The sequence below is a fragment of the Oribacterium sp. oral taxon 108 str. F0425 genome, assembly GCF_000214455.1.
GTDB classification, from domain to species: Bacteria; Bacillota; Clostridia; order Lachnospirales; family Lachnospiraceae; genus Oribacterium; species Oribacterium asaccharolyticum.
The window spans coordinates 440,567-461,803 of sequence record NZ_AFIH01000001.1 but is presented as its reverse complement, the minus strand read 5'-3'; the positions used below and the strand labels follow the sequence as shown (position 1 = coordinate 461,803).

The 21,237-nt window shown below is 45.0% G+C and carries 19 protein-coding genes; all 19 read right to left on the bottom strand.

Annotated features, from left to right (window positions below):
* Positions 1 to 66 precede the first annotated feature (66 nt).
* Positions 67 to 1,551, bottom strand: a complete 1,485-nt coding sequence (locus HMPREF9124_RS02325; RefSeq protein ID WP_009427920.1) for a membrane protein — start codon at positions 1,549 to 1,551, stop codon at positions 67 to 69.
* A complete protein-coding gene (locus HMPREF9124_RS02320; RefSeq protein ID WP_009428426.1) occupies positions 1,544 to 2,314 on the bottom strand; it encodes a hypothetical protein in 771 nt (256 codons plus the stop codon). Before HMPREF9124_RS02320 ends, HMPREF9124_RS02325 begins: the two co-directional genes overlap by 8 nt.
* Before the next feature lie 20 nt (positions 2,315 to 2,334).
* On the bottom strand, positions 2,335 to 3,366 hold the full coding sequence (locus HMPREF9124_RS12165; RefSeq protein WP_009429090.1) for a hypothetical protein: 1,032 nt from the start codon (positions 3,364 to 3,366) through the stop codon (positions 2,335 to 2,337).
* 65 nt (positions 3,367 to 3,431) lie between these two features.
* Positions 3,432 to 4,196 carry a hypothetical protein gene (locus tag HMPREF9124_RS12160; RefSeq protein ID WP_009428240.1) on the bottom strand — a complete coding sequence of 255 codons (765 nt, stop codon included), beginning with the start codon at positions 4,194 to 4,196 and terminating at the stop codon, positions 3,432 to 3,434.
* Between the two features lie 29 nt (positions 4,197 to 4,225).
* Complete coding sequence (locus HMPREF9124_RS12155) at positions 4,226 to 4,903, bottom strand: hypothetical protein (protein ID WP_242821542.1); 678 nt, start codon at positions 4,901 to 4,903, stop codon at positions 4,226 to 4,228.
* Entirely contained in the window at positions 4,878 to 5,258 is a 381-nt protein-coding gene (locus tag HMPREF9124_RS12150) for a hypothetical protein (protein WP_242821541.1), read from the bottom strand. The genes HMPREF9124_RS12155 and HMPREF9124_RS12150 overlap by 26 nt, the downstream gene beginning before the upstream one ends.
* 467 nt (positions 5,259 to 5,725) lie before the next feature.
* Complete coding sequence (locus tag HMPREF9124_RS02310; protein WP_009429838.1) at positions 5,726 to 6,733, bottom strand: proline racemase; 1,008 nt, start codon at positions 6,731 to 6,733, stop codon at positions 5,726 to 5,728.
* Positions 6,734 to 6,755: 22 nt separating this feature from the next.
* Complete coding sequence (gene aroC / locus HMPREF9124_RS02305; protein ID WP_009429170.1) at positions 6,756 to 7,841, bottom strand: chorismate synthase; 1,086 nt, start codon at positions 7,839 to 7,841, stop codon at positions 6,756 to 6,758.
* A 64-nt stretch (positions 7,842 to 7,905) separates the two neighbouring features.
* Entirely contained in the window at positions 7,906 to 8,976 is a 1,071-nt protein-coding gene (locus HMPREF9124_RS02300) for a lactonase family protein (RefSeq protein ID WP_009428763.1), read from the bottom strand.
* A gap of 139 nt (positions 8,977 to 9,115) precedes the next feature.
* A complete protein-coding gene (locus tag HMPREF9124_RS02295; protein ID WP_009429446.1) occupies positions 9,116 to 10,840 on the bottom strand; it encodes a hypothetical protein in 1,725 nt (574 codons plus the stop codon).
* A 94-nt stretch (positions 10,841 to 10,934) separates the two neighbouring features.
* Positions 10,935 to 11,183: a DNA-directed RNA polymerase subunit alpha C-terminal domain-containing protein gene (locus tag HMPREF9124_RS02290; protein ID WP_139090271.1), complete on the bottom strand. Its 249-nt coding sequence runs from the start codon at positions 11,181 to 11,183 to the stop codon at positions 10,935 to 10,937.
* Between the two features lie 244 nt (positions 11,184 to 11,427).
* Entirely contained in the window at positions 11,428 to 12,606 is a 1,179-nt protein-coding gene (locus HMPREF9124_RS02285; RefSeq protein WP_009429363.1) for an ABC transporter substrate-binding protein, read from the bottom strand.
* A gap of 404 nt (positions 12,607 to 13,010) precedes the next feature.
* On the bottom strand, positions 13,011 to 13,808 hold the full coding sequence (locus HMPREF9124_RS02280; protein ID WP_009429148.1) for an ABC transporter permease: 798 nt from the start codon (positions 13,806 to 13,808) through the stop codon (positions 13,011 to 13,013).
* A complete protein-coding gene (locus HMPREF9124_RS02275) occupies positions 13,808 to 14,626 on the bottom strand; it encodes an ABC transporter permease (protein ID WP_009429967.1) in 819 nt (272 codons plus the stop codon). The genes HMPREF9124_RS02280 and HMPREF9124_RS02275 overlap by 1 nt, the downstream gene beginning before the upstream one ends.
* Positions 14,616 to 15,698 (bottom strand): ABC transporter ATP-binding protein, encoded by a 1,083-nt coding sequence (locus tag HMPREF9124_RS02270; protein WP_009428186.1) that lies wholly within the window; start codon positions 15,696 to 15,698, stop codon positions 14,616 to 14,618. Before HMPREF9124_RS02270 ends, HMPREF9124_RS02275 begins: the two co-directional genes overlap by 11 nt.
* A 103-nt stretch (positions 15,699 to 15,801) precedes the next feature.
* The gene (locus HMPREF9124_RS02265) at positions 15,802 to 16,548 is read right to left on the bottom strand and encodes a response regulator transcription factor (RefSeq protein ID WP_009428837.1); all 747 of its coding nucleotides are present in this window, start codon (positions 16,546 to 16,548) and stop codon (positions 15,802 to 15,804) included.
* Position 16,549: 1 nt separating this feature from the next.
* Positions 16,550 to 18,304, bottom strand: a complete 1,755-nt coding sequence (locus HMPREF9124_RS02260; protein ID WP_009428838.1) for a histidine kinase — start codon at positions 18,302 to 18,304, stop codon at positions 16,550 to 16,552.
* Positions 18,301 to 19,272 carry an extracellular solute-binding protein gene (locus tag HMPREF9124_RS02255; protein ID WP_242821540.1) on the bottom strand — a complete coding sequence of 324 codons (972 nt, stop codon included), beginning with the start codon at positions 19,270 to 19,272 and terminating at the stop codon, positions 18,301 to 18,303. Before HMPREF9124_RS02255 ends, HMPREF9124_RS02260 begins: the two co-directional genes overlap by 4 nt.
* A 347-nt stretch (positions 19,273 to 19,619) precedes the next feature.
* Positions 19,620 to 21,236 (bottom strand): ABC transporter ATP-binding protein, encoded by a 1,617-nt coding sequence (locus HMPREF9124_RS02250; RefSeq protein ID WP_009427938.1) that lies wholly within the window; start codon positions 21,234 to 21,236, stop codon positions 19,620 to 19,622.
* Between the last annotated feature and the right edge of the window lies 1 nt (position 21,237).

The following is a 21,237-nucleotide window of genomic DNA, read 5'->3' as shown; positions in this document are numbered from 1 at the left end:
AGCACGCTACGCGAGCGATACTCGTTTTGAAGAAAAAGCGCCTCCTGAACAGGAGGCAACTCTTGCCTATTTCCCATAAAAACAGTTCAGTTTTCGCTCCTTAAGAATGGAAAAAGCCTTTAAGATTCTTTCTTTCCCATGGCGATATTCATAGAGTCTTTCCAGCTCTTCTTCGTCCATTTCCTCGATTCGATCCACAGAGTGAAGCATCGTTTCATAATGGAGCCTGCGATAAGGCGCCTTCAGAAGTTCCGTTTTCGCGGTATGGAGGGTGCCGCCTAAGAAAAGGAGGGTGATTCCTACGGAAATGATTCGAAGCAGTGCCCTCTTCGCTCCCCTCTTCTTCTCTGTATTCCCTTCAAGCTTTGCTTTCTCTCTGCCTTTTTTCACTCCCGCTTCCTGTCGTCCTGTATTCAGATACAAAAGAAGCAATGCACCGAGTAAGGCGCTTTGATACTGCAAGGCATAACGGCTCTGCACGGCATATTCCGGACGAAGGAAAATGTACCGGGACAAAAAAACCAGAGCAAAACTAAGGAGACCATGGAGAAGAAGGAGCGCCGGAAAAAGACCTGTCAGACTCTTGTCCTTCTCTTTTCCCGGAATACAGTCGTCGCTCGAACCCTTTTCTCCGAAAAATAAATCCTTCAAGAAGAAAAGCGCCATAAGGAGGAAAAAGAGAAGAATCAAGCCACCGAGCAGAAAGAGTTGCTTTCCTTGTACTGCCCCGCTCGATAGCCACTCCTCCAAGTTTTCTCCGGAAAAAAGTAGGGAAGAAAAGCCGAAGCCGAAAAACTTCAGCACAAAGGTCATTTTCGTGAGTAAGACTTCCTTCAGAGAAATGCTTTTCGCCCCGGCATATTCATAGACCGCATAATGATTACTGAGAAAATAGAGGAAGGTCGAAACAAAGCTCGAAAGAAGCAGAATGAGGCTCCCTCTTTTGTCCCGGATTTTACCGGCTAAGAACAAAAAGAAAAGAGAGAGAATGGTCGCACCGTAAACCGCGATAGCATAAGGCCCTCCCGTAAGAAGGAAGAGGAAGGGAAAAACGGAGAGCGTCAAAAGGGAACTGCCCTTTCCGACTCTTTCAGAAAGGAGATAGAAGAAGAGATAAAAAAGCGCAAAAGAAAGAAAATGCGCATATCCCGAACCGTTCAAGAGCATTTCCCACTTATTTAAGCTATAGAAAATGAGTAAAATCGCAACACTGAAAAAACCGCCTATTCTTCGCTTTGCCATAAAGAGAAGAAGCGGAATGCTCGTAAGAAACAGACCGAAAAGCCCAAGGAAGCGGTCAAACGTAATCGAATAATGGAAAAAAGCGATATTGATTTCCCGAAAAAGGAAGCTCACGGGTATCCTCGTCAAGATGTCCTTCGTCAGTAAGTCATGGAAAGAGAAAGGCTCGCCCAAATACGAATTCGTCAGGCGGATATAGTCGGAATAGACGATATCCGCGCTGGCGGACAGGATATAAAAACCGAGAAACACCGTGGATAGGATAGAAACGAAGAGAAGGAACGAAGCGCGGAACTTTTCTTTACTCATGGAAAACCTCCCCCGTAATATCCCTGTAAGCTCTTTGTTCCGGCACTTCCTCGAGAACCAGACTGTTTTCCCGGTTCGAATTCTTAGGAAGCCTTGTCAGATCCTGTATAAAATGAATCTTCGTGCCATGTCCACTGAAGTCCGCATCAAACACCTGAAAGAAGGTATCTCCGTAGAACTTACTCATCTTGTATTTATTTTCCAAAATATAAACCTGCTTCCCGAGAACGCCCTCTCTACCATACTTTTCTATCGTCTCCTCGGCAAGGGAATTCATGCGATCCTGATCCTCCCAGAAATAAATCTGCGGAAAATAGGAACGATAGTAGCGCTCTACCGGAAGGCGCAGACAAATAAATGCCAGGCAGAAAAGCGTACCGAGGGGCAGTCTGCTCACCCCCAGTAAATACGAGAAATAAAGGAGTGAAGCCGCAAAGCTCACATAAACCCAGCGCATTTCCACGCGAATCGTCACGGAAGAAGACCCAATACATAGCGCAATAAAAAGCAAAAAGAGAATATTGTTTCCGATAAAACTGCGAAGACGAGCGAGCTTCACACGCTTCTGCTCTTTTCCCGCACTACTTTTTGTTCTGCTTTCCGTGTTCGTTCCTGTAATACCGTCCGTGCTCACTGCTATGCTGTTCCCTATGCTTTTCTCCGTCTTAAAAATACGGATCAGTGCAAAAATCAAGCATAAAAACACCGTAATCCCCAGTACGCCGATGGAAGCATATACCAGCTTTCGAATATTTCCCGCCACATTTTCCCAGAGGATTCCATTTAGATATTCCGGCCCTTTCTGGAAGCCGAAGATATAGTAGACTTCCGCGAAGGCATTTTGGAGGGCATCGGTAAGTTTAAAGCTTTCCGTAACTTCCGTGCCTCCCGTCCCCTTAGGAATGAAAGAGCCAATGGCAAACTTACGGATAGCATAAAAAAGATAAGCTTGGGCAAGAGGAAGAAGAAAAAGAATGCACGAAGTAAAAACGATATTTTTCCCCTCTTTCTTTTTTCTTTTCCTGCTTCATTTCCTCTCGTTTCCGATTTCTCTTGCTCTGTTCCTTTATATTCTGTTTCTGCATTATTTCCTCCTGTTGAAGTAGCCTTAACGGCCGTGTTCTTTCCTACCCTTCCTCTAAAAAGCAGCGGGACATAGAAAAGGGGGAGTAAAGCAATATATCTTTCGTGTGTAAAGACTAGTAAGAAGAAAAAGAGATGGGAAAGCACAAGGTTTCGTACAAAATGCCTTTCTTCATTTAACTGCAAGTAAAGGAAATAGAGCGTAATCAGGGAAAAGCCCAGCGCCAAGGTTTCCAGTATTCCCAGCGCCTGTGCAATCTGGTAATACGCAAAGTGAGCAGACAGAAAAATAATCCCCAAAGAGAAAGAAACAATTTTCTTTCCCTTCGAAACCACCCAAGAAAAATAACACAGGAAACAGGCCAAAAGGCCATTCAATGCCACATTAAAGTACCAGTAGCGGTTTGGATCATTTCCCACAAAGACCATCTCAATATAGCTGATTGCCCAATACACCGGACGAAACCGCACTGCATTTCCGATAGGGAAACTGAATGTAAAGAAATCCTGCTCCCGGAAAAAAGAAAAGAGATAAAGGTCATCCATGTATAAGGCCTTAATATGAATATGCCGATTGACATAGAAGGCAAAAATCATCAGTGCACAAAAACTGCAGAAGAGAAAAAGAACAGTAAAGATTCTCTCCCTTTTTTTCTTCCTGCTTGCATCATCCTGCAAGTGATAATTCTCGGGCATTCTACGATTCTCTTCTGTACTGTCCTTTCCTTGCATGCCATCCCCTCCTTAAAAAAGCTCTTTTCCCCTCATTTTCTACCGCCGGTAGGAAATCAATTTTCTCACCTTGGTCCCCGTACACAAGTGATTTTCACTTCACGACCATAGTCTATCCAGTTCAATACGCTCTTCGCATCCTCTTCTTCCTCTTTTGTGAGAACAGGATACGGCTCTTCTCTCCACGCATATTCTAAGCGAGACTGATTCACTTTCACAAGGAGGTATTCCGGAAGACTCTCTTGCGTTTTTGTTAAATTTGCAAATTCCGGCTCTATTAGGATACCAAGGTTTGCCATTTGTATGAGCATTTCCTTCGCGCGCGCTTCCCTCTCCTCCTCCAGGAAAGATCTTTCTATGTAAATGTAATCCGTCTTCGCCCATTTTAAAAACCAGGCAAAGTAAAGCGGATCGTCATAGAGTCCCGGACTTCCTCCGGAGCCCTCCACATCCGTAATACTCTCTACCACGGCAGGAATCCGATAACATTCCGGAGTCTCTGCCACAGCGAGAATATGATTCCTCGGGTTTTCCGCCATTTTCAAAAACAGGGGAAGACTTCCCCGCTCCGCCTGCTTCTCCATTTCCACGGAAAGGTGATCATAATAGCCCTTATTTACCGGATCAATCGGTGTAAAGCCTACTGCCCCGGCCCAGGAAGTCAAGAGCGTTGTAAGAAGCGCAGGCAAATAAAGAAACGGAGCAAGCAAAATCCTCCATTTCCTCTTTTTCTTCTCTTCTTCCTTTTTCCATAGCGGACTTCCAAATGCAAGAAGAAGCGCCAAGCACTCCCATAAACTATAGTAATTTCCGTCAATCTGCCAGAGCATAACAAAGCTCAGAAGGGAGAAAAAGCTAATCAGAAAAAAACAAGCGGAAGCTCTATGTCCTTCGCTTCCCCCTTTTCTTTTTTTCTCCCCGGTGAGAACCTGCGAAGAATCATTTTCAAAGCATTTCCGGCGGCAAGGAAGAGAATGGCCGGAAAGGCAATTCCGCTCCAGGCAATACCGACATGCGCCATGTCCTCCCCCACCGGATAAAAGAGGAAGAAAAAGAGCCTTTTCACAAAAGAAAGGAAGGTCTCTTGCAGAGAAAGCGCCCCGCTATAATCCACATGCGCGTCCAAATTAAAGGGCCACTTTACGGAAAATCCCATGGCTTTAAAAATTCCGGTAAAGGTAGTCGAAAAGGGAAGACCGGTAATCCAAAAAGTGCGAAGGGTAATCAGACAAGTAAAAAGAAGAGAGACAAAGAGCAAGGCCGTGGATCCCTCTTTTTTCGAGTCAAAGGGGTGAAAGTATCTTTTTTCTTCCGGCTCCCCTTTTCCAAAGAAAAATGTACCGATTGTTCCCTTAATCAAACTATCCAGAAAAAATCCGATGAAAAGCAAGGTACTGAATACCACCGCTGTGGGTTTTAGACTGTAAGTTAAAATCAGCATCGAAAGACTGTTCTTTCTCTCTCCCTTCCCATAGAAATAGAGGCTCAAAAGCTGTAAAAGAAGAGTGAGATTATCGGTTTTCATGGTGATTGCCATATTTCCGATAGACGAAAAAAGAAAAAACCAAAATCCCCAACGCAAGCTCAGCGTCTTTTCGGTCTCTTAAAAGGAAGTAAAGCACAAAGGCAATCGCAATGTATATCCAGATTTGAAAAGCCAATAAAAAACCGTACCCCGGCAAAAAAGAAAGCGGAGCGGTCAAGAGTTCCAATCCTTTCGGATAGCTGTAGACAGCATTGATTAAGCCATGAGAAGAAAAAAAAGCTTGCAAGAAAGATAAAATGCCTCCACCTTTCCCATCCGGAGAAAATAAAATCCATGCACTTCTCAGTCCGTAACGAAGAGAATCATAGTCCAAAGCAATATTACTGCGACTAATTTGAATGAGCACAAAGGGCAAAGCCAGAAATGCTGCCGTTTTGTCTCTTTCGGAACAACGGAAAGAAATACATCTTTGAAGGAAATGATTTATTTTTCCGGAAAGAAAAAAACGAGAATCGATGCCAGAAAGAAAAAATAAAAGAAAGAAAGTAAAAGCGGAAGAAGAAAGCGGTGCAAATACGCTGCAAGAAGAAGGGGAGAAGAGAGGAAAAAAAGAAATGCTCTTCTGCTACACAGTGTTTTTTTCCGAAAGAATAAAACGAAAAAGCTGTAAAGCAGATAAATACCCGTTTCTCCCAGAGCAAGTAAATTTTTTTTCTCCAGCAGACGCTCCCCATTTCCGCTATCCACAAAAAAACGGCAAAAGAAAAAGAATGAACAACAAAGCAAGAAGAGACAAACCGTCTTCTCTCCCCACACTTCTCTATTGTCACTCCCTTTTCTCAATGCATTATTCATCCTTTTCTGTTCCGTAATCTACTCCAGTACAAACCCATACTTTAAGGGATCATTTTCCTCCATCACAAAATGGTTAAATGCAGTGATATAGGCCGAGCCGGTAATTTGCGGAATAACCGCATCATACCCTCCCACCTTCGTGGTATCCAGAATTTTTCCTTCAAAAATAGTCCCCAGAATAGACTCGTAGTAAAACGGCTCTCCGACCTTTAACTCTCCTCTCGCAAAAAGAGTTGCCATCTTAGCGGAAGTTCCTGTCCCGCAGGGAGAGCGATCCACCTGTCCTTTCCCAAAAACCACGCAATTCTTTAATGTTGCTCCCTCTGTTTCCGTTTCAGACCACCATTCTACCAGATCCACCGTATGAATATGAGAAAGGGTGGGATGCATCACCGGAATCTCTCGATTGATGATTTCTCGCAAGGCGATTCCCAACTCTTTTAGCTTCTCCGCATTTTCCGGAACGATGGAAAGCCCCACCTGCTCGGCTTTTACAATGGCGAAGAACGATCCTCCGAACGAAATATCAAAGCGAATTCTCCCGTATCCGGGAAGCTCCACCTCCTGATCCTGTTTATAGAGAAAGGAGGGAACATTCTGAAAGCTGACTGTCTTAGCCTTACCCCCTTCCACCAAAACTTCGCCGTGAATCATTCCGGCAGGAGCTTCCTGCACAATCTTTGTAATCGGCTCGGTGACTTCCACCATCCCGGTCTCTACCGCTACAGTCATTGCCCCGATAGTACCGTGTCCGCACATGTTGAGGTATCCGCCTCCGTCCATGAAAATGATACCATAATCCGCTTTCTCTGTAGTGGGGGCGGTAAGAATGGCGCCGAACATATCATTATGTCCTCGGGGCTCCAACATCAATGCAGTCCGAAGATAGTCCATCCGGCTCTCCAGCCATTCCTTCTTTTCCGGCATAGACTTTCCCGGAATCTTAGGGATTCCCCCTACGACAACTCTGGTTGACTCTCCTGCTGTATGAGAGTCTACCGCATAAACACTTTTTGTTAATCCCATTCTTCTTTACCCCACCGCTACTCTATTCTTCTTTTCCATAAATCTTTTTGACATTTTCCAACTTGGCACTCATATTTTCCAGAAGACAGTCCAGAATCACAACTGCTGTCATGGCTTCCACAACGACACAGGCACGCTCCACAACCGTAGGGTCATGCCTTCCCTTAATTTCTATCGTAATCGGCTCTCCATCTTCCTTCACCGTTTTTTGTGCCTTACTGATGGATGGAGTCGGCTTAAAACTCGCTTTTAAGACTATTTCCGCACCGTCGCTCATTCCCCCAAGGATTCCCCCGCTGTGATTGCTTTCTTTTCTCAGCCTTAAACATGCACTGTCCTTATTCAGTTCGTTATCTTCCTCTACGAAAAAAGCATCGTTGTTTTCCGAACCGAGAGAACGGCTCACTAAGATGCCATCTCCGATTTCTACCGCCTTTACCGCGCCTATGGACATCACCGCCTGCGCCAGACGGGCATCCAGCTTATCAAACACCGGCTCTCCGATTCCCGGGCAAAGCCCGTTTACTTTGCAGGTTACAACACCGCCGGCGGAATCGCCTTCCGCCCGAAGCGATAAAATTCGCCGATCCGCTTCTTCTTTTCCCTCGGGAGTAGCAAGACTGATTCCGGCAAGCTCACTGACTTCCGCTTCTACCGTAATGTGAAGTTCCTGTAAAAGTTTCTTTGCTATAGCTCCCGCTGCCACTCTACTGAGTGTTTCTCTTCCCGAAGAACGACCCCCTCCACGATAATCCCGAAAGCCGTACTTACTAAAAAACCCGTAATCTGCATGTCCCGGCCTGAAGCTCTCCGCAATCTCTCCATAATCCTTCGAACGCTGATCTTCATTTCGTACCAAAAGCGCAATCGGTGTTCCGGTTGTGCGTCCGCAAAAAGTACCGGACAGGATTTCTACCCTATCTTCCTCTTTTCTCTGAGTCATCTTTAAATTTTTACCGGGCCTTCTTCTCTCCAAATATGACTGAATATCCTCTTCTGAAAGAGGAAGTCCCGCAGGACAGCCGTCTACAATAACACCCAAGGCTTTCCCATGAGACTCCCCAAAGGTACTGATACGGAAAATTTTTCCAAAACTGCTTCCGCCCATACTACTCCTTAAAAATATTTCACTGTCCCTTCCACTTCTACCCCGGCTACAATCCGTGAATTGTCTAGCCCGTACACTTTACCATGCAAATACAATTCGGCTCGTCTATTGCCAGTTCCCTTGCGCTCATGGAAAGAAGGCCGTGCTCATAATCCACATTCAGGAAGGTAATGGTTCCGCTCTCATTGTTTGCCACCGCAATATGCTTTTCATCCGGGAAAATGCAGAAATCCTTCGGATACTCTCCGCCAATCGGCAAACTTCCTTTCATGGTCAGAAGGCCCGTCTTAAAATCTCTTCCGTAAATGGAAATCGTATTAATCCCCGCATTGGAAACAAAGAGGTGCGAGGCTTCGGTATCCGGTGAAAAACGCATTTGACAAGCCGCAATCAGAGGGTCTCTGTCCTTTTCATTGAAGGTGGAAATCGTCTGAATCTTCTCGAAGGAAACCTCATCTCCATCCTCTTCTTCATGGAAAGCATAGACATCGATTACATTTTTTAATTCATAAAGAAGATACAGATACCTTCTATCCGGGCTAAAACGGAAATGTCTCGGACCGGATTGCAATTCGCAGCGGAGGGTATCAATCTGGCGCATCCTGCCGTCCGCCTTGTCAAAACGAAATACCTTAACCTGATCTATTCCCAGGTCCGCAATCAAAATGTACTTCTGGTCATCCGTCATTCTTGCACAGGAAACATGGGGGCGGAAAGTTCGTTCCGCAACGGAACCGATTCCCTGATCATAAACACCGTCAATAATATCTCCCACCGAACCGTCCGGATTCAAAGAGAGTAAAGTGGCTTTTCCGTCATGATAACCGGAGACCATGAGATACTTCCCGCTCTTATCTACAGAAAGATGACATCCCCTCATTCCGCGAATGTTTTTTGTGTTTAATTTGCTTAATCCTCCGTTTCCCATGATACGGAAGGCAATAACGCCTTCGTCCGCTATGGAGTAGAGTGTTTTTTCATCTCTGGATGCCACCATATAGGAGGAATTGTTCACTTCAACTTCCGTCCGCTTCGTAAACTTTCCCTTCTCCATATCCACATCACAGATGGTAATCCCCTTTGCCGAACCCGTGTAAGAATAAGAACCTATATAAGCCACATATTTTGAGCGCATGATCTTCCCCCTTTGACACTGAGTACTTGCTGTTTCGTTGCTTTATATTCTAGCAAAATTTATGCCCTGTTAATAGCTTTTTTTACAGCCTCCTTACTTTTATTCCCGCTTTTTCCTGAAATCCTTCTTTTTCCGCTGTCTAGCCTGCATAAACCATGCCTTCAAAGAGTTCCTCCGCCTCTACTCCGTTTACTTTCGTTATCCAATTCTCCGTATCCCGTTCCATTCGAATCCTGTAAAGCGGACCGTTATAATCGAATTGATTGGAGTCATTCAAATTGAAGTAGCTGCTGTCTCCGCCCCAGTTTTCTTTGTCCACATATTTTTCTTCAATAATCCGCATGTCGACAAAGCTTTCGTTGTCGCTATATAGAAACAGAAGGTAAGAATTTGCAGGAATAACACTTTCTTTTAAAACATTTCCCTTAGCATCTACTTCCGGGACGGAAATATCCTTAAGGGTTCTCAGAACATGGTTGCTGGTGACTCTGTACCGGTTGCCGTCAGGCCTTGGATAAGCCTCCTTATCCAGCACCCAGTCAATTTCTACCGAATTGGTACTTAAAATATCATTTCTCCCTGATCCGCAAAAGCCTGCCGCATCACTGAAATTCTCCTCTTCATAGCGGTGCGTTTCAATATTCCCCTCATTTCTCCAGCTATAGTATTTGGTCGAAAGGTCCGTTACCCAATATTCTCCTTCCTTTTTTTCCATTGTAGAAAGGTCCAATCGATAAAGAAGGGTTATGTCGTCCTCTGCACTCACAAATACGTACATATAGTATTTTCCGGACTTTTTAACAATATAGGCTCTCCCATCAAACCCTTCCAGCGGTTCGCTTTCTCTGCCGTTTGCAACAGCGGAAAAATCCAGATACACACTGTTTGCATCTTCACTTTTCTTCTTAAGGTAAACCGCTTCCCTCTTGCCGTCTCCGTCTATATCCAAATCCAGATGCATGTCACCGATAAGAGGGATGACATAGTCCTCTTCCGTCTTCGTATATCTTTCTTCAAATAAATCCCTCGCTTCCTCAAAATACACAGTAAGGACTGCCGGCTCCCTACGAGACTTTCCGTATTCATAAATATCGAGATAAACGGAAACGCCTTCCTGATTGACCGTCCACGTAAGCTCACTGCCCTTTTCCTTAATCTTATCAAGAAGCTCCGGCGGAAATTCGGTATCCGTTCCAACTGACTCTTTGGCCCTTTTTTCCGCCAGCATGAAAAAGCTGTCTGCGTCCGTTACTACGTCGGAAAAGCTTAGCCTTTTTCCGCTTCTTGTATCAAAATTCACAGCACTTCGGCTATATTCCATTCCGCTTCCGGTATAATCGGTTGACTTGGAAAGAAGAACGCTGACAATTGCCTTGTCTGCACGAATAAGCTCGCAATTCGTCTTACTTTCCGGCGTATTTCCCGAGGAACTGAGCACATTCTTCTTGGCTTCCTCGGAGGAGTGACTGCTATTTTCCAATTCCGCGCGTTCTTTTTGATAAAGTTCGTCTACTTCCTTGTTGTATTCCGCAAAGGCCTTATCAAGCGCCTTGAACTTTTGGCCTTCCTTCAATTTTAGTTTTGTGCTTTCAATTTGATATAAGTAGTGGTAGTCCGAATCACTGTGCGTCTCTCCCTCCACTGCAAAAAGAATATGAGGCAGACCTCTAAGCACAGCTTCTTCCCCGTCTTCTTCCGCCTTCTTTTCCTTTTCTCCCCTTTGTTCTTCTTTGTCCTTTTTCTTTGTTTGCTCCCGTTCTTCCGTTTCCTTTCTTGTGTCCTCCTTTTCCACTCTCTTACAAGCTATCGGAACAAGGCAAAGAAGTAAAAGCAAAATCGCAACGGTTCTGTGTCTAAGTTTCATTTCATCCTCCTGCTTTCTCCTTAACGAGAACCGGCATGCTCTCGAGTGCCCCTCGCTAAGAAGAAAGATAATTTTTCGTAAATTGTTTTTTATTTTAACATTTTTCATCGTCATTTTGAACGGAATTTCCCTCGTTCGCATTTTTCTCGTCTCTTTCTGCCAGTTTTCTTTGAATATCCACAATATTTCTCTTTCCGAGATTTCGTACATTCGCTAAATCTTCTTCCGAAAGCATCTTCAGTTTCTCTACGCTGTCAACGCCCGCACGCTTTAAGCACTCATAAGAACGCACCATTAAATGCAAGTCTTCAATCGGGGTAAATGTTTCCAAATTCTTTTCCATCTCTCTTTTCCTTTCTTTGTCCATCTGTGTTCCAAACAGCACAAAAAAACCGCTGTTTCGATGGAACTTCGAAAGGACAGACTCCCCCCTCGGAGCTCCCATCGATTACATCAAACAGCGGTCTCTAATTAACCGATTCAATTTTCAAAGCTGATAGTACAGTAGAAAGCGAGAATTGGCAAGCGGTATTTTCATTTTTTCCGATGCTATTTTTATTTTCTCCGATGCTATTTTTCAACCACCTCTACGATGCCTTCAATATCTTCCAGCGATTATTGTACTTGGCCTCATTTTCCTCTCCAAGGTAAGTATAGACCTCTCCCTTTTTCAGGACCTCTTTCATATCCGGGAAAACGGCTTTATTTTCCGTATAACTCTTATCCAAAAGAGCAAGGGCGCCTACATTCGGCGTCGGATAAGTAATGTACTCGAAGTTCTTTGCGGCAATGTCCGGACGACAAAGGAAATTCATCCACTTCTCCGCATTTTCCTTATGTTTTGCATTCCAAGGAATCACCCAGCCGTCAAACCAGACATTCGTTCCTTCCTCCGGAATGGCGTAGTCAATTTCCACATCCGTTCCCTCCAGTTCTCCCTGTACATAGAGAATCTCCCCGGAATAGATGACACCGACCGCAGCCTCTTCTCCAATCATCTTATCTCTTACCTGGTCAACTACATAGGCCTGCACCAGGGGCTTCTGCTTGATTAAGTCTTGTAAGGCTTCATCCAGCTCCGCATCACTCACGGTATTCATGGAGTGCCCCTCTTTTTTCAGAGCCACCATAAAGGCATCCCGCACGGAATCCTGCATGAGAATCTCTCCCTTTAACTTCGGATTCCATAAATCCGCCCACTTGGTCGGGTAGGGCACACCGAGTTCGTCCAGCATTTTCTTGTTATAAAGAATCCCTACCGTCCCCGTAGTGTAAGGCACAACATATTTGTTTCCCGGGTCGAACTGCTCACACATCTTCATGTAGTCCTTCCCGATTTCCTTAATGTTCGGGACATTGTTAAAGTTGACCTCCTGCAAGAGATGATTCTGCATCATTTTTTCTATCATATAGTCGGAAGGACAAACCGCATCATAAACCACCCCTCCTGCCTGAATCACCGGATACATCTCCTCGTTGGTTTCAAAGGTATCATAAATTACTTTGATTCCCGTTTCCTCCTCGAAAAGCTTCGGTACCTCAGGGTCAATATACTCTCCCGCATTGTACACCATAACGACATTGTCGCCCTGTGCATCCGCCTGTTCCCCCTGCTCCGCAGTATTCGTCACATCCTTAGCTCTTCCACAAGCAATGAAAAAAACGGATATAAGACAAATACAAAACAGCGAAAGAACTATAGCGATCTTACGAGAACATCCGCAAACGGATAATTCTCTTTTTATATGTTTCATTATTTTTAACATGTGCTATTCCTTTTTCTAATTTTATCTTTATAAGAGCTGCGCTTTATGCAGTATATTTCTCTCAAGACCCACTGCGTTCCCTATTTGTCCCATGCGCTCATCCACTCGTGCTCCTAGCGAACTCGCTTCGCTCAAACACGCTCCGCACTCGTTAGCTAGCATGGAACAAATAACGGGAGCCTCGCGACGGTCTTTTCGTGAAATATACTGCATAAAGCTCCACTACACATGATATAGCAAAGTATGCTGAAATCCCTTTGCTACATCTCTGAAAAAGCGTATGGAGACGCCGGCACTTGCAGAAAACGAGCAAAGCGAAGTTTGATGCTTAGTACCGTTGCGTCGAAATCGAGCGAAAGCGCCTTTTGAAGAGATGTGCGAAGGTGATTCGGCAAATATCCGCTTTATCCTGTCTTTTCCTTCCGTTCAAAAAATCCCGGCGCAAAGTTCGCACAAAGTAAAACCACAAAAACCGTCACAAAAATCAGGGTAGACAGGGCATACATCGTCGGCTTGATTCCCTTTCTTGCCTCGGAATACACAAGAGTGGAAATGGTATCGATACCCGCACCTCTGGTAAAGTGCGTAATGATAAAGTCATCGAGGCTCATGGTAAAGGCCAATAAAAAACCGGATAAAACTCCCGGCATAATATCCGGAAGCACCACCTTGAAAAAGGCATAAAGTGGGCTCGCCCCGAGGTCAAGAGCCGCCTCATAGCTTACCTGCGAGCTCTGCCTGATTTTCGGAAGCACCGACAAAAGGACATAGGGCAGGTTAAAGGTAATATGGGAAATGAGTATCGTGTTAAATCCCAAGGTAAAGCGAAAAGCAATAAACATCAGCATTAAAGAAATACCGGTCACGATGTCGGCATTCAGCATCGGGACATTCGTCACCCCGATAATCAAATTTCTCGGCAACTTCTTCATTTTCCGAATCGCAATCGCCGCCATGGTTCCCAGCACTGTTGCAATAAAAGCAGACAAAAACGCGATAATCAGCGTATTCTTTAAGGCTTGCAAGATGGCCTCATCCTGAAACATCTCCGCATACCACCGGAGACTGAAGCCGGAAAAATGAGCCCTGCTTCGTCCCGCATTAAAGGAAAGCACGCTCAGCATAAATATAGGTGCATAAAGAAAAAGCACCACAAAGCCGAGATAACCGTTTTCCAGCCATTTTTTCCCTCTTTTTTCCATCAGAACATCGCCCCCTCTCCGTTGTCATAGCGGGAAAGGACCGCCATGGAAAGAATGATAAAGAGCATGAGAATCATGGAAAGACCGGAGCCTACATTCCAGTTGGAATTCGTCGTAAATTCCTGCTCGATGACATTTCCAATCAGGTAAATCTTTCCGCCTCCGAGGATGTTTGAAATGGCAAAGGTGGTGAGTGCCGGAACAAAAACCATGGTCACTCCGGAAACAATACCCGGAACGGAAAGCGGTAAAATGACCTTCCAAAGCGTGGTAAAGAAGCTTGCTCCAAGGTCATAAGCCGCATCAATGGTGTTGTCGTCAATTTTACTTAAAGTATTGTAAATCGGTAAAATCATAAAGGGCAGAAAGTCATAGACCATACCGAGAATGATGGCATAGGGAGTGTTAATCAGATTTTGCCTCGGTAAATGGAAGAAGAGCAAAAATTCATTCAGCACTCCTTTTCTCTCGAGTAAGGTCTGCCACGCAAGAATCCGGAGCAGGGAATTCATCCACATAGGAAGAATAAAAATAAATGCCACAAAAGATCCCTTCCCGATTTTCTTATTGCGCAGAATCAAAGCAAGCGGAAAGGCAAAAACAAAGCAAAGCACCGTACTTGCAAAAGAAAGAAGGAGCGCTAAAACTAAGGGTTTATAATTTTCCCACAGTAAAATCTGCCCTACATTTTCCAAGGTAAATGCCCCGGACTTTGTCGTAAAGGCATAGTAAATCACCAGTGCCAGCGGAATGACAATAAAACCACACATCCAAATGAGGTAGGGTGTGGCCAGTAAGGTATTCTCTTTATTCTTCAACGCCGATAGCCTCCTCGTCCTCAGACTCGGGCTTATTCATAATCTGAATATTGGAAGGTCTGACATAGAGTCCCACCTTCTTTCCCGGCTCATGCATCTCCGTGGAATGCACTAACCACTCAAAGCCGTCTTCGGTGGTGCATTCCATCTCGTAGATTTCTCCTTTGAAAATGATGTGCGTCATCGTTCCCTTAAGAATCGCACGATCATCTCCGTCTTCCAAAATTTCCACGTCCTCCGGTCGGATAACCACATCGACAGGTTTGTTTCGGCCAAAGCCCTCATCAATACAAGGGAAGTTTGCACCAAAAATTTGTACCAGTCTGTCTTCTAACATAATGCCCGGTACGATATTGGAATCGCCGATAAAATCCGCCACAAAGGCATTTTCCGGCTCATTATAAATCTGCTCGGGGGATCCGGCCTGCTGGATATAACCCTGATTCATAACCACCACATAATCGGACATAGTCAATGCCTCTTCCTGATCATGGGTGACATAGATAAAGGTAATTCCCAATTCATTTTTCAAGCGAATCAGTTCGTATTGCATCTCCTGCCTAAGCTTTAAGTCCAAAGCGCCCAAGGGTTCGTCCAAAAGTAGAACTCTGGGCTCATTCACGATCGCTCTTGCTATGGCAATTCTTTGCTGCTGCCCGCCGGAAAGCGAAGTCACGGAACGTTTCTCATAACCTTGTAAGTTCACAAGCTTCAAGGCATATTGAATCTTATCCCGAATATATTCCTCCGATTTTTTTCGTATTCTGAGTCCGAAAGCTATATTGTCCGCAATATTCATATGAGGAAATAAGGCATATTTCTGAAATACCGTATTTAACTGCCGTTTGTTCGCCGGCAAATTGGTAATGTCTTTCCCCTCAAAAAATACCTGCCCTTTATCAGGCTGTACGAAGCCTCCGATAATACGAAGCGTAGTGGTCTTTCCGCAGCCCGAAGGTCCGAGCAAAGTCACAAAACTGTTCTCTCTTATGGAAAGGTTGAGATCATCCAAAATCAACTCTCCATCAAAAGATTTGGTAATTCCCCTTAAATCAATCAGCGTTTTTTCCAACTCATAAAAACCCCCTTCTCTGTTTTTTGCTGCAATGGCAGCAATGTCCCTATTGTATCAAAAACAGCGCCATTTACAATCTATGAAGAAAAAAATTTATGCATTATTTTCCGGCCGTACTTTGGTATTCCGAGGGACTCTTTCCCACCAGCTTCTTAAAGGTCGTCGAAAAGTAGGTAATATCTCGATATCCCGCCATTTCTGCAACCTCATAGACCTTATACTTTCCGCTCTTTAGGGCAAGAGTAGCCTTCTGTATCCTGCACCCGGTAATATAACTTAAGATGGTTTGCCCTGTTTCTCTCTTAAAAGTATGGCTGAGATGCCCCTCGCTGATGCCCAGCTTTCCGGCAATTTCCCCTACCGTAAGGTCCGGGTTTCCCGAATGGAGCGAAATGTACTCTGCCGCTTCCGAAATATAGCGGCTCATTCCTTCCGTTTTTAATTCTGAAAATGCAAGAGGTTTCTCCTTCTGTTCCCCCTCTTTCTTCTTTATCCAAAGAATGGCCTCCTCCAGTTCTCCGTCATGAAAAGGCTTCAAAAGATAATCCACAACGCCAAGACGCAGTGCACTTTGTGCGTAAGAAAACTGGTCATAGGCGGTCAGTATAATGACTGCCGCTTCATTCCCTTCTTCTCTCAATTTTTTCAGCATCTCCAGACCGTCCATTTTGGGCATCCGAAGGTCCGTAATAATTAAGTCCGGATGCAAGTCCGAAACGGCTTTAAGTCCCTCTTCTCCATTTTCCGCTTCTCCTACAACCATACAGTTAAGAGCGCCCCAATTTACCGTCATGCGTATCCCTTTTCGAATTAAGCTTTCATCTTCTACAAGCAGAACTTTCCACATTTTATCCCTCGAGTCTTTCTCTTTGCAAAGGTAAAACCGCCAGTACTATCGTTCCACAAACTCCCTCTTCCTCTTTTCTGTCCAAAATCGTCAGTCCGTAGCACTCTCCATAGTGCTTCTTTAAGATAGTATCCACATTATAAAGCCCCAAATGATGCCCAAGATCTTCTTTGGGCGGCGAATATGGGCCTATCAGCTCTTTCCTGATACCCTTCCCGTTGTCTTTTACCAAAATCCGGAGCTCATTATCCTGTTCCACCGCGCAAAGTTCAATTTCCCCTTCCGAAAGAATCCCGTGCAAAATGGCATTTTCCACGATGGGCTGTAAAACCATTCGAGGAACCAAGGCGTTCTGTAAGCTCTCCGGAACAGTAAGATGAAACTCGATTTTACTGAATCCTCGTATTTTTTGGATTTCCATATAACGCTTAAGGATTTCTATCTCCATCTCCAAAGAAACAAATTCTTTGGGGGAAATGGCAAAGCGAAGGATGTCTGCAAGATCTGTCGCCATCTCCGCTACTTCCGGAATCTGATGAATTTTTCCCATCCACTTCATCGCATCCAGTGTGTTTCCAAGAAAATGGGGGTTTAGCTGAGCCTGCAGCATCCGAATCTGCGCTTCGTTTAATTCCTTTTGGTTTTTCAGCAGGCTTTCCTGGTTAAGAAGGAGAGCTCTTCTGTTTTCCGCCAAAGCCTCCGTCATACGATTAAAACGTCCTGCCAACTCTCCCAGCTCATCTTCACTTTCCCTAAGGCGCACATCCAGATGATCCAGCGTCACTTCCCGCATTGCGCTTCTCAGTCTTTCAATAGGCGTAAAAAGTCGTCTGCTCATCATGGATCCCATAAGGAAAGACAGGGCTGCGCCAAAAAGAATGGATAAGAAGAGAAGCAAGAGCATCAGAAAATTCATGTTCTTGCTGATGGGTTTTTCCTGTCTGAGAATAAGATAAAGCCCCATATCTTCTATTGGCGTCACCGTATAAATAAACTCTCCTGTGGAATCTTCCAACGGATTTCCCCTTAAAAACTCTTCCCTTAATGTAGAAAACAGTTCTGTAGGAAGTAAAATATTTTCACTATAAACCGGTCTCCAATAGGAGCTAAGCAGTAAAATCCCGTTCTGCACACCGTATTTTCCGGACAAAAGCTTCTGAAACGCTTCTTCCTCAAGGCTTGCTAAGACATAACCCGATATCTCTTTGTCACCGCCTTCTCGCTGTCCTTTGATTCTCACTGCAATCTGAAAAAGACGAGAACGGGAATCACTCCCCTCCGAGCTTTCATACACCGGACTGTCCGCACGTGTCGCACGTTGCAATATCCCCCAATCCGTCGGAAGACTGCGGCTCTCAAGATACGGCGCAGTAGAATAGCGTAAGTTCCCTTCTTTATCGTAAATGTCAAAACGGACCGTATCACGAAGCCCCTCCGTCAAAGAGAAGAGAAGCCGATTTACTTCCGTTCCTTCCTTGCGTTCCTCCGATAAAGCCCTTTTCAGCTCTACCGACTCGGAAAGTTCCTGCAATGCCAGGGTAATGCTGTCTCCCTCCTCGATAATACTCTCCCGAATCAGTTTGAGGGACTCCCTTCCCTCCTTATCAACCTGCTCCTTTCTGCTTCCGCGAAAGGCGGAAAACAAAACCAGAAGACTTAAAAGCAGAGGAATAAGAGAGCACAAAAGAAACGCCCCGAAAAGACGTTTTCGAAAAGAATTTTGAAAATACCTGCGGAAAGAAGCGATTCCTTTCATGATGCTTTTTCCTCTTCTTCTATAAGTCCCATGTAAAAGCTCCAGTCCGTAAGAACCCTGTTCCGCTCCGCACTGATTTTAGGAACATCATAAGAAAGTCTTTTTATCTCAAGGAGGGAAGGCTCCCCCTCCCCCGCCATGCTTTTTAGTACGGCTCTTCTATGGAAACGCTTCTGTAAGATATTCTGGCAGTCTTTCGAAATACTGAAATCCAAAAATTTTTGCGCATTTTCCAAGTGTTTCGCTCCCTTTAATATCGCTCCCGCATCCGGTACCACAGTGGTTCCTTCTTTCGGATAAATAATGCCGATATTTTTTCCCTTGGCAATATACTTAAGGGCAGTTTCTTCCAAAGTAATGCCGATTAGCTTAGAGCCGTCCGCAACCGCTTCCGGTACCTCCCCGGAATCCGCATATTCTTTTCCGTCCAGTTGTTTCGCAATGCGCGGAAGAATTTCCTTATCTCCGTCAGAACCTTCCGTAGAATCCGTATCTTCCCGCACGGCTTCCGCAAAACTCAAAAGCCCCGTAAAGGCGGATGCGGAATGAGCGGGGTTCGCCATAGCAATTTTCCCTCTAAACTTCGGATTCAGTACATCCTCCCAAGAGCTTAATTCCTCCGGCGAAAGTAATTTTTCATTATAAATCAGTACGACGGGCAAGGCCGAAAAAGGCGTCCAAACATCGCTCGCACTCCTGAATTGAGGATCAACCGCTTCTATTCCCTTTGCCTCGTAGGGAATAAAATAATCCGAAAAAGCATCCAGACTTTCCACGCCGCCTCCAAAAAAGAGGTCCGCGTCCACTTCGCCCTTCTTTTCCGCGATATCCTCCAAAAGAAGGTTCGTTCCTCCGGAAACCACTTCCACCCAGATTCCCGTTCGCTCTTCAAACTCTTTCACAATCGGCTTCCACAGCTCTTCCTTATGGGAGGTATAGATAAGCAGTCTCTTATCCTCTGCCGGCACCTTCAGTATCTCTCCCTCCGTCCTTCTTCCGCAAGAGCTAAAAAGGAGGATGAAAACAAAAATTCCTAAAAATCCCCCGTATAATTTGCGTAATGCCCCCCTCACAAACAAGATACTGCGTACTGCGAGAGCTATACTCGTTATGCACAAAAAGAGAAGCAGAATATCCTTCCGCTTCTCTTCCTTATTCTTAACAAGTGGCGCAGGCGAAGCCTGAGACCTCTTGTTCTTAACGAGTATCGCTCGCGTGGCGTTCGATATCTCATTTCCTTTCTCTTTTCTAAAAGAAAACATCTGCGGTACCGCTCCTTCATCAGCTGAATATGTACCATTATAGCATATTTCTTTTAGGAAAAACGAAGACTTCCGTTACCGATTCTCTCTCCGCTCTTTCTGTCAAAAAGCATCAGCTTCATTCCCTTAAAGCTGAGCTTCAGCTTTTCCCCGATGGAGAAAAGGTCGCTTCCGAAAACCATACCGGTTAATAGATACTCTCCCACCCTTACCTTCACGGTGGTTTCCATTCCGGTAGGCATTACGCCGTAGATTTCTCCCTCGATTCCTTCTCCGGATTTAATATCGATAAACTCCGGTCTTACAGCGAGTAAAAGGTCTTCGTTTGTCATCGTTTCGGGGTGGAATTCTCCCTCCTCTCCGTTCACATAGGAAATCGGATAGCGGAAGATTTCATCTTTGTTTCCTTTTTCAACATAGCCCTTCTCTTCCGAACGCTTCTTCTGCTCCTTTTCTCTCTCTTCTTTCTTCCTGTCTCTTTCTGAAAACCATTCGGCAAGCTTCAGCTCTTTCTCCGGAGTGAATACCGCTTCTTTCCCTAAGAGCTGTAAGGCAATCGTTCCGTCTTCCTTCTGTGCCCCCTTCGCCTCGATAAAATTGATGGACGGGTTTCCCACGAAGTCGGCAACAAAGGTATTTTCCGGCTCGCTATACACGGTAAGCGGAACAGCGTACTGTTGTAAAACACCATTATTCAATAAACATATCTTGGTGGCAAGGGTCATGGCTTCCATCTGGTCATGGGTGACATAAACAAAGGTTGAGCCTGTCTCTACATGCAATCTTTGCAACTCATAGCGCATTTCAAGCCTTAGCTTGGCATCGAGGTTGGAAAGAGGCTCATCCATAAAAAGTACTCTGGGCTTCGGAGCCAGGGTACGGGCAATCGCCACTCTTTGCTGCTGTCCTCCGGAAAGCTCTGCCGGATAACGGTCCATGAACATTCCGATTTTTACGATTCGGGAAACTCTGCGAAGTGCCAAATCCATTTCTTCCGCCGAAAGCTTTCTCTCTTCTTTCACCACTTCGCCATTTTTCACATACTGGAATTTCTCATTCAGGCCTTCAGCAATACATGTTTCCTGCACCTTCTTTTTTAAAGCTGCCAGCTCTTCCCGGACATCCTTTCCCTCCTCCAGGTGATAAGCGTAAAGCTTTTTCGCTGTCGGCATGGAAATCGTAAAATAGTCAATCAGCTTAATCAGACAACGCTTTTCATCAATTTTTCCGTTTCTGTCCTTGCATTCCTCCGTAAGACGCTTTACTTCCGCCGGTTTTTCCAGGCAGCGTGCTAAATCCGCAATTACCTTCGTCTCAAAATCCACTTTAGGAAGGACATCCTTTACGTTTTGCAGGCCGAAGGAAATATTTTCCTGCACCGTCATGTTCGGCCAAAGGGCATAGTTTTGGAAAAGGAATCCTACACGGCGCTTGTTGGCCGGAATATTGATGCCCTGCTCACTGTCAAACACGACCTGATCCCCAATCGTGATTTTTCCGCTGGTTGGTGTTTCCAACCCTGCGATCATACGAAGAATAGTTGTTTTACCGCAACCGGACGGTCCGAGAAGGGTGATAAATGCATTGTCTTCAATCTCCAGAGAGACATCCTCTGTAGCGTAAAATTTATTCCAGCGTTTTGTAACATGTTCTAATTGAATCTTCGGCATA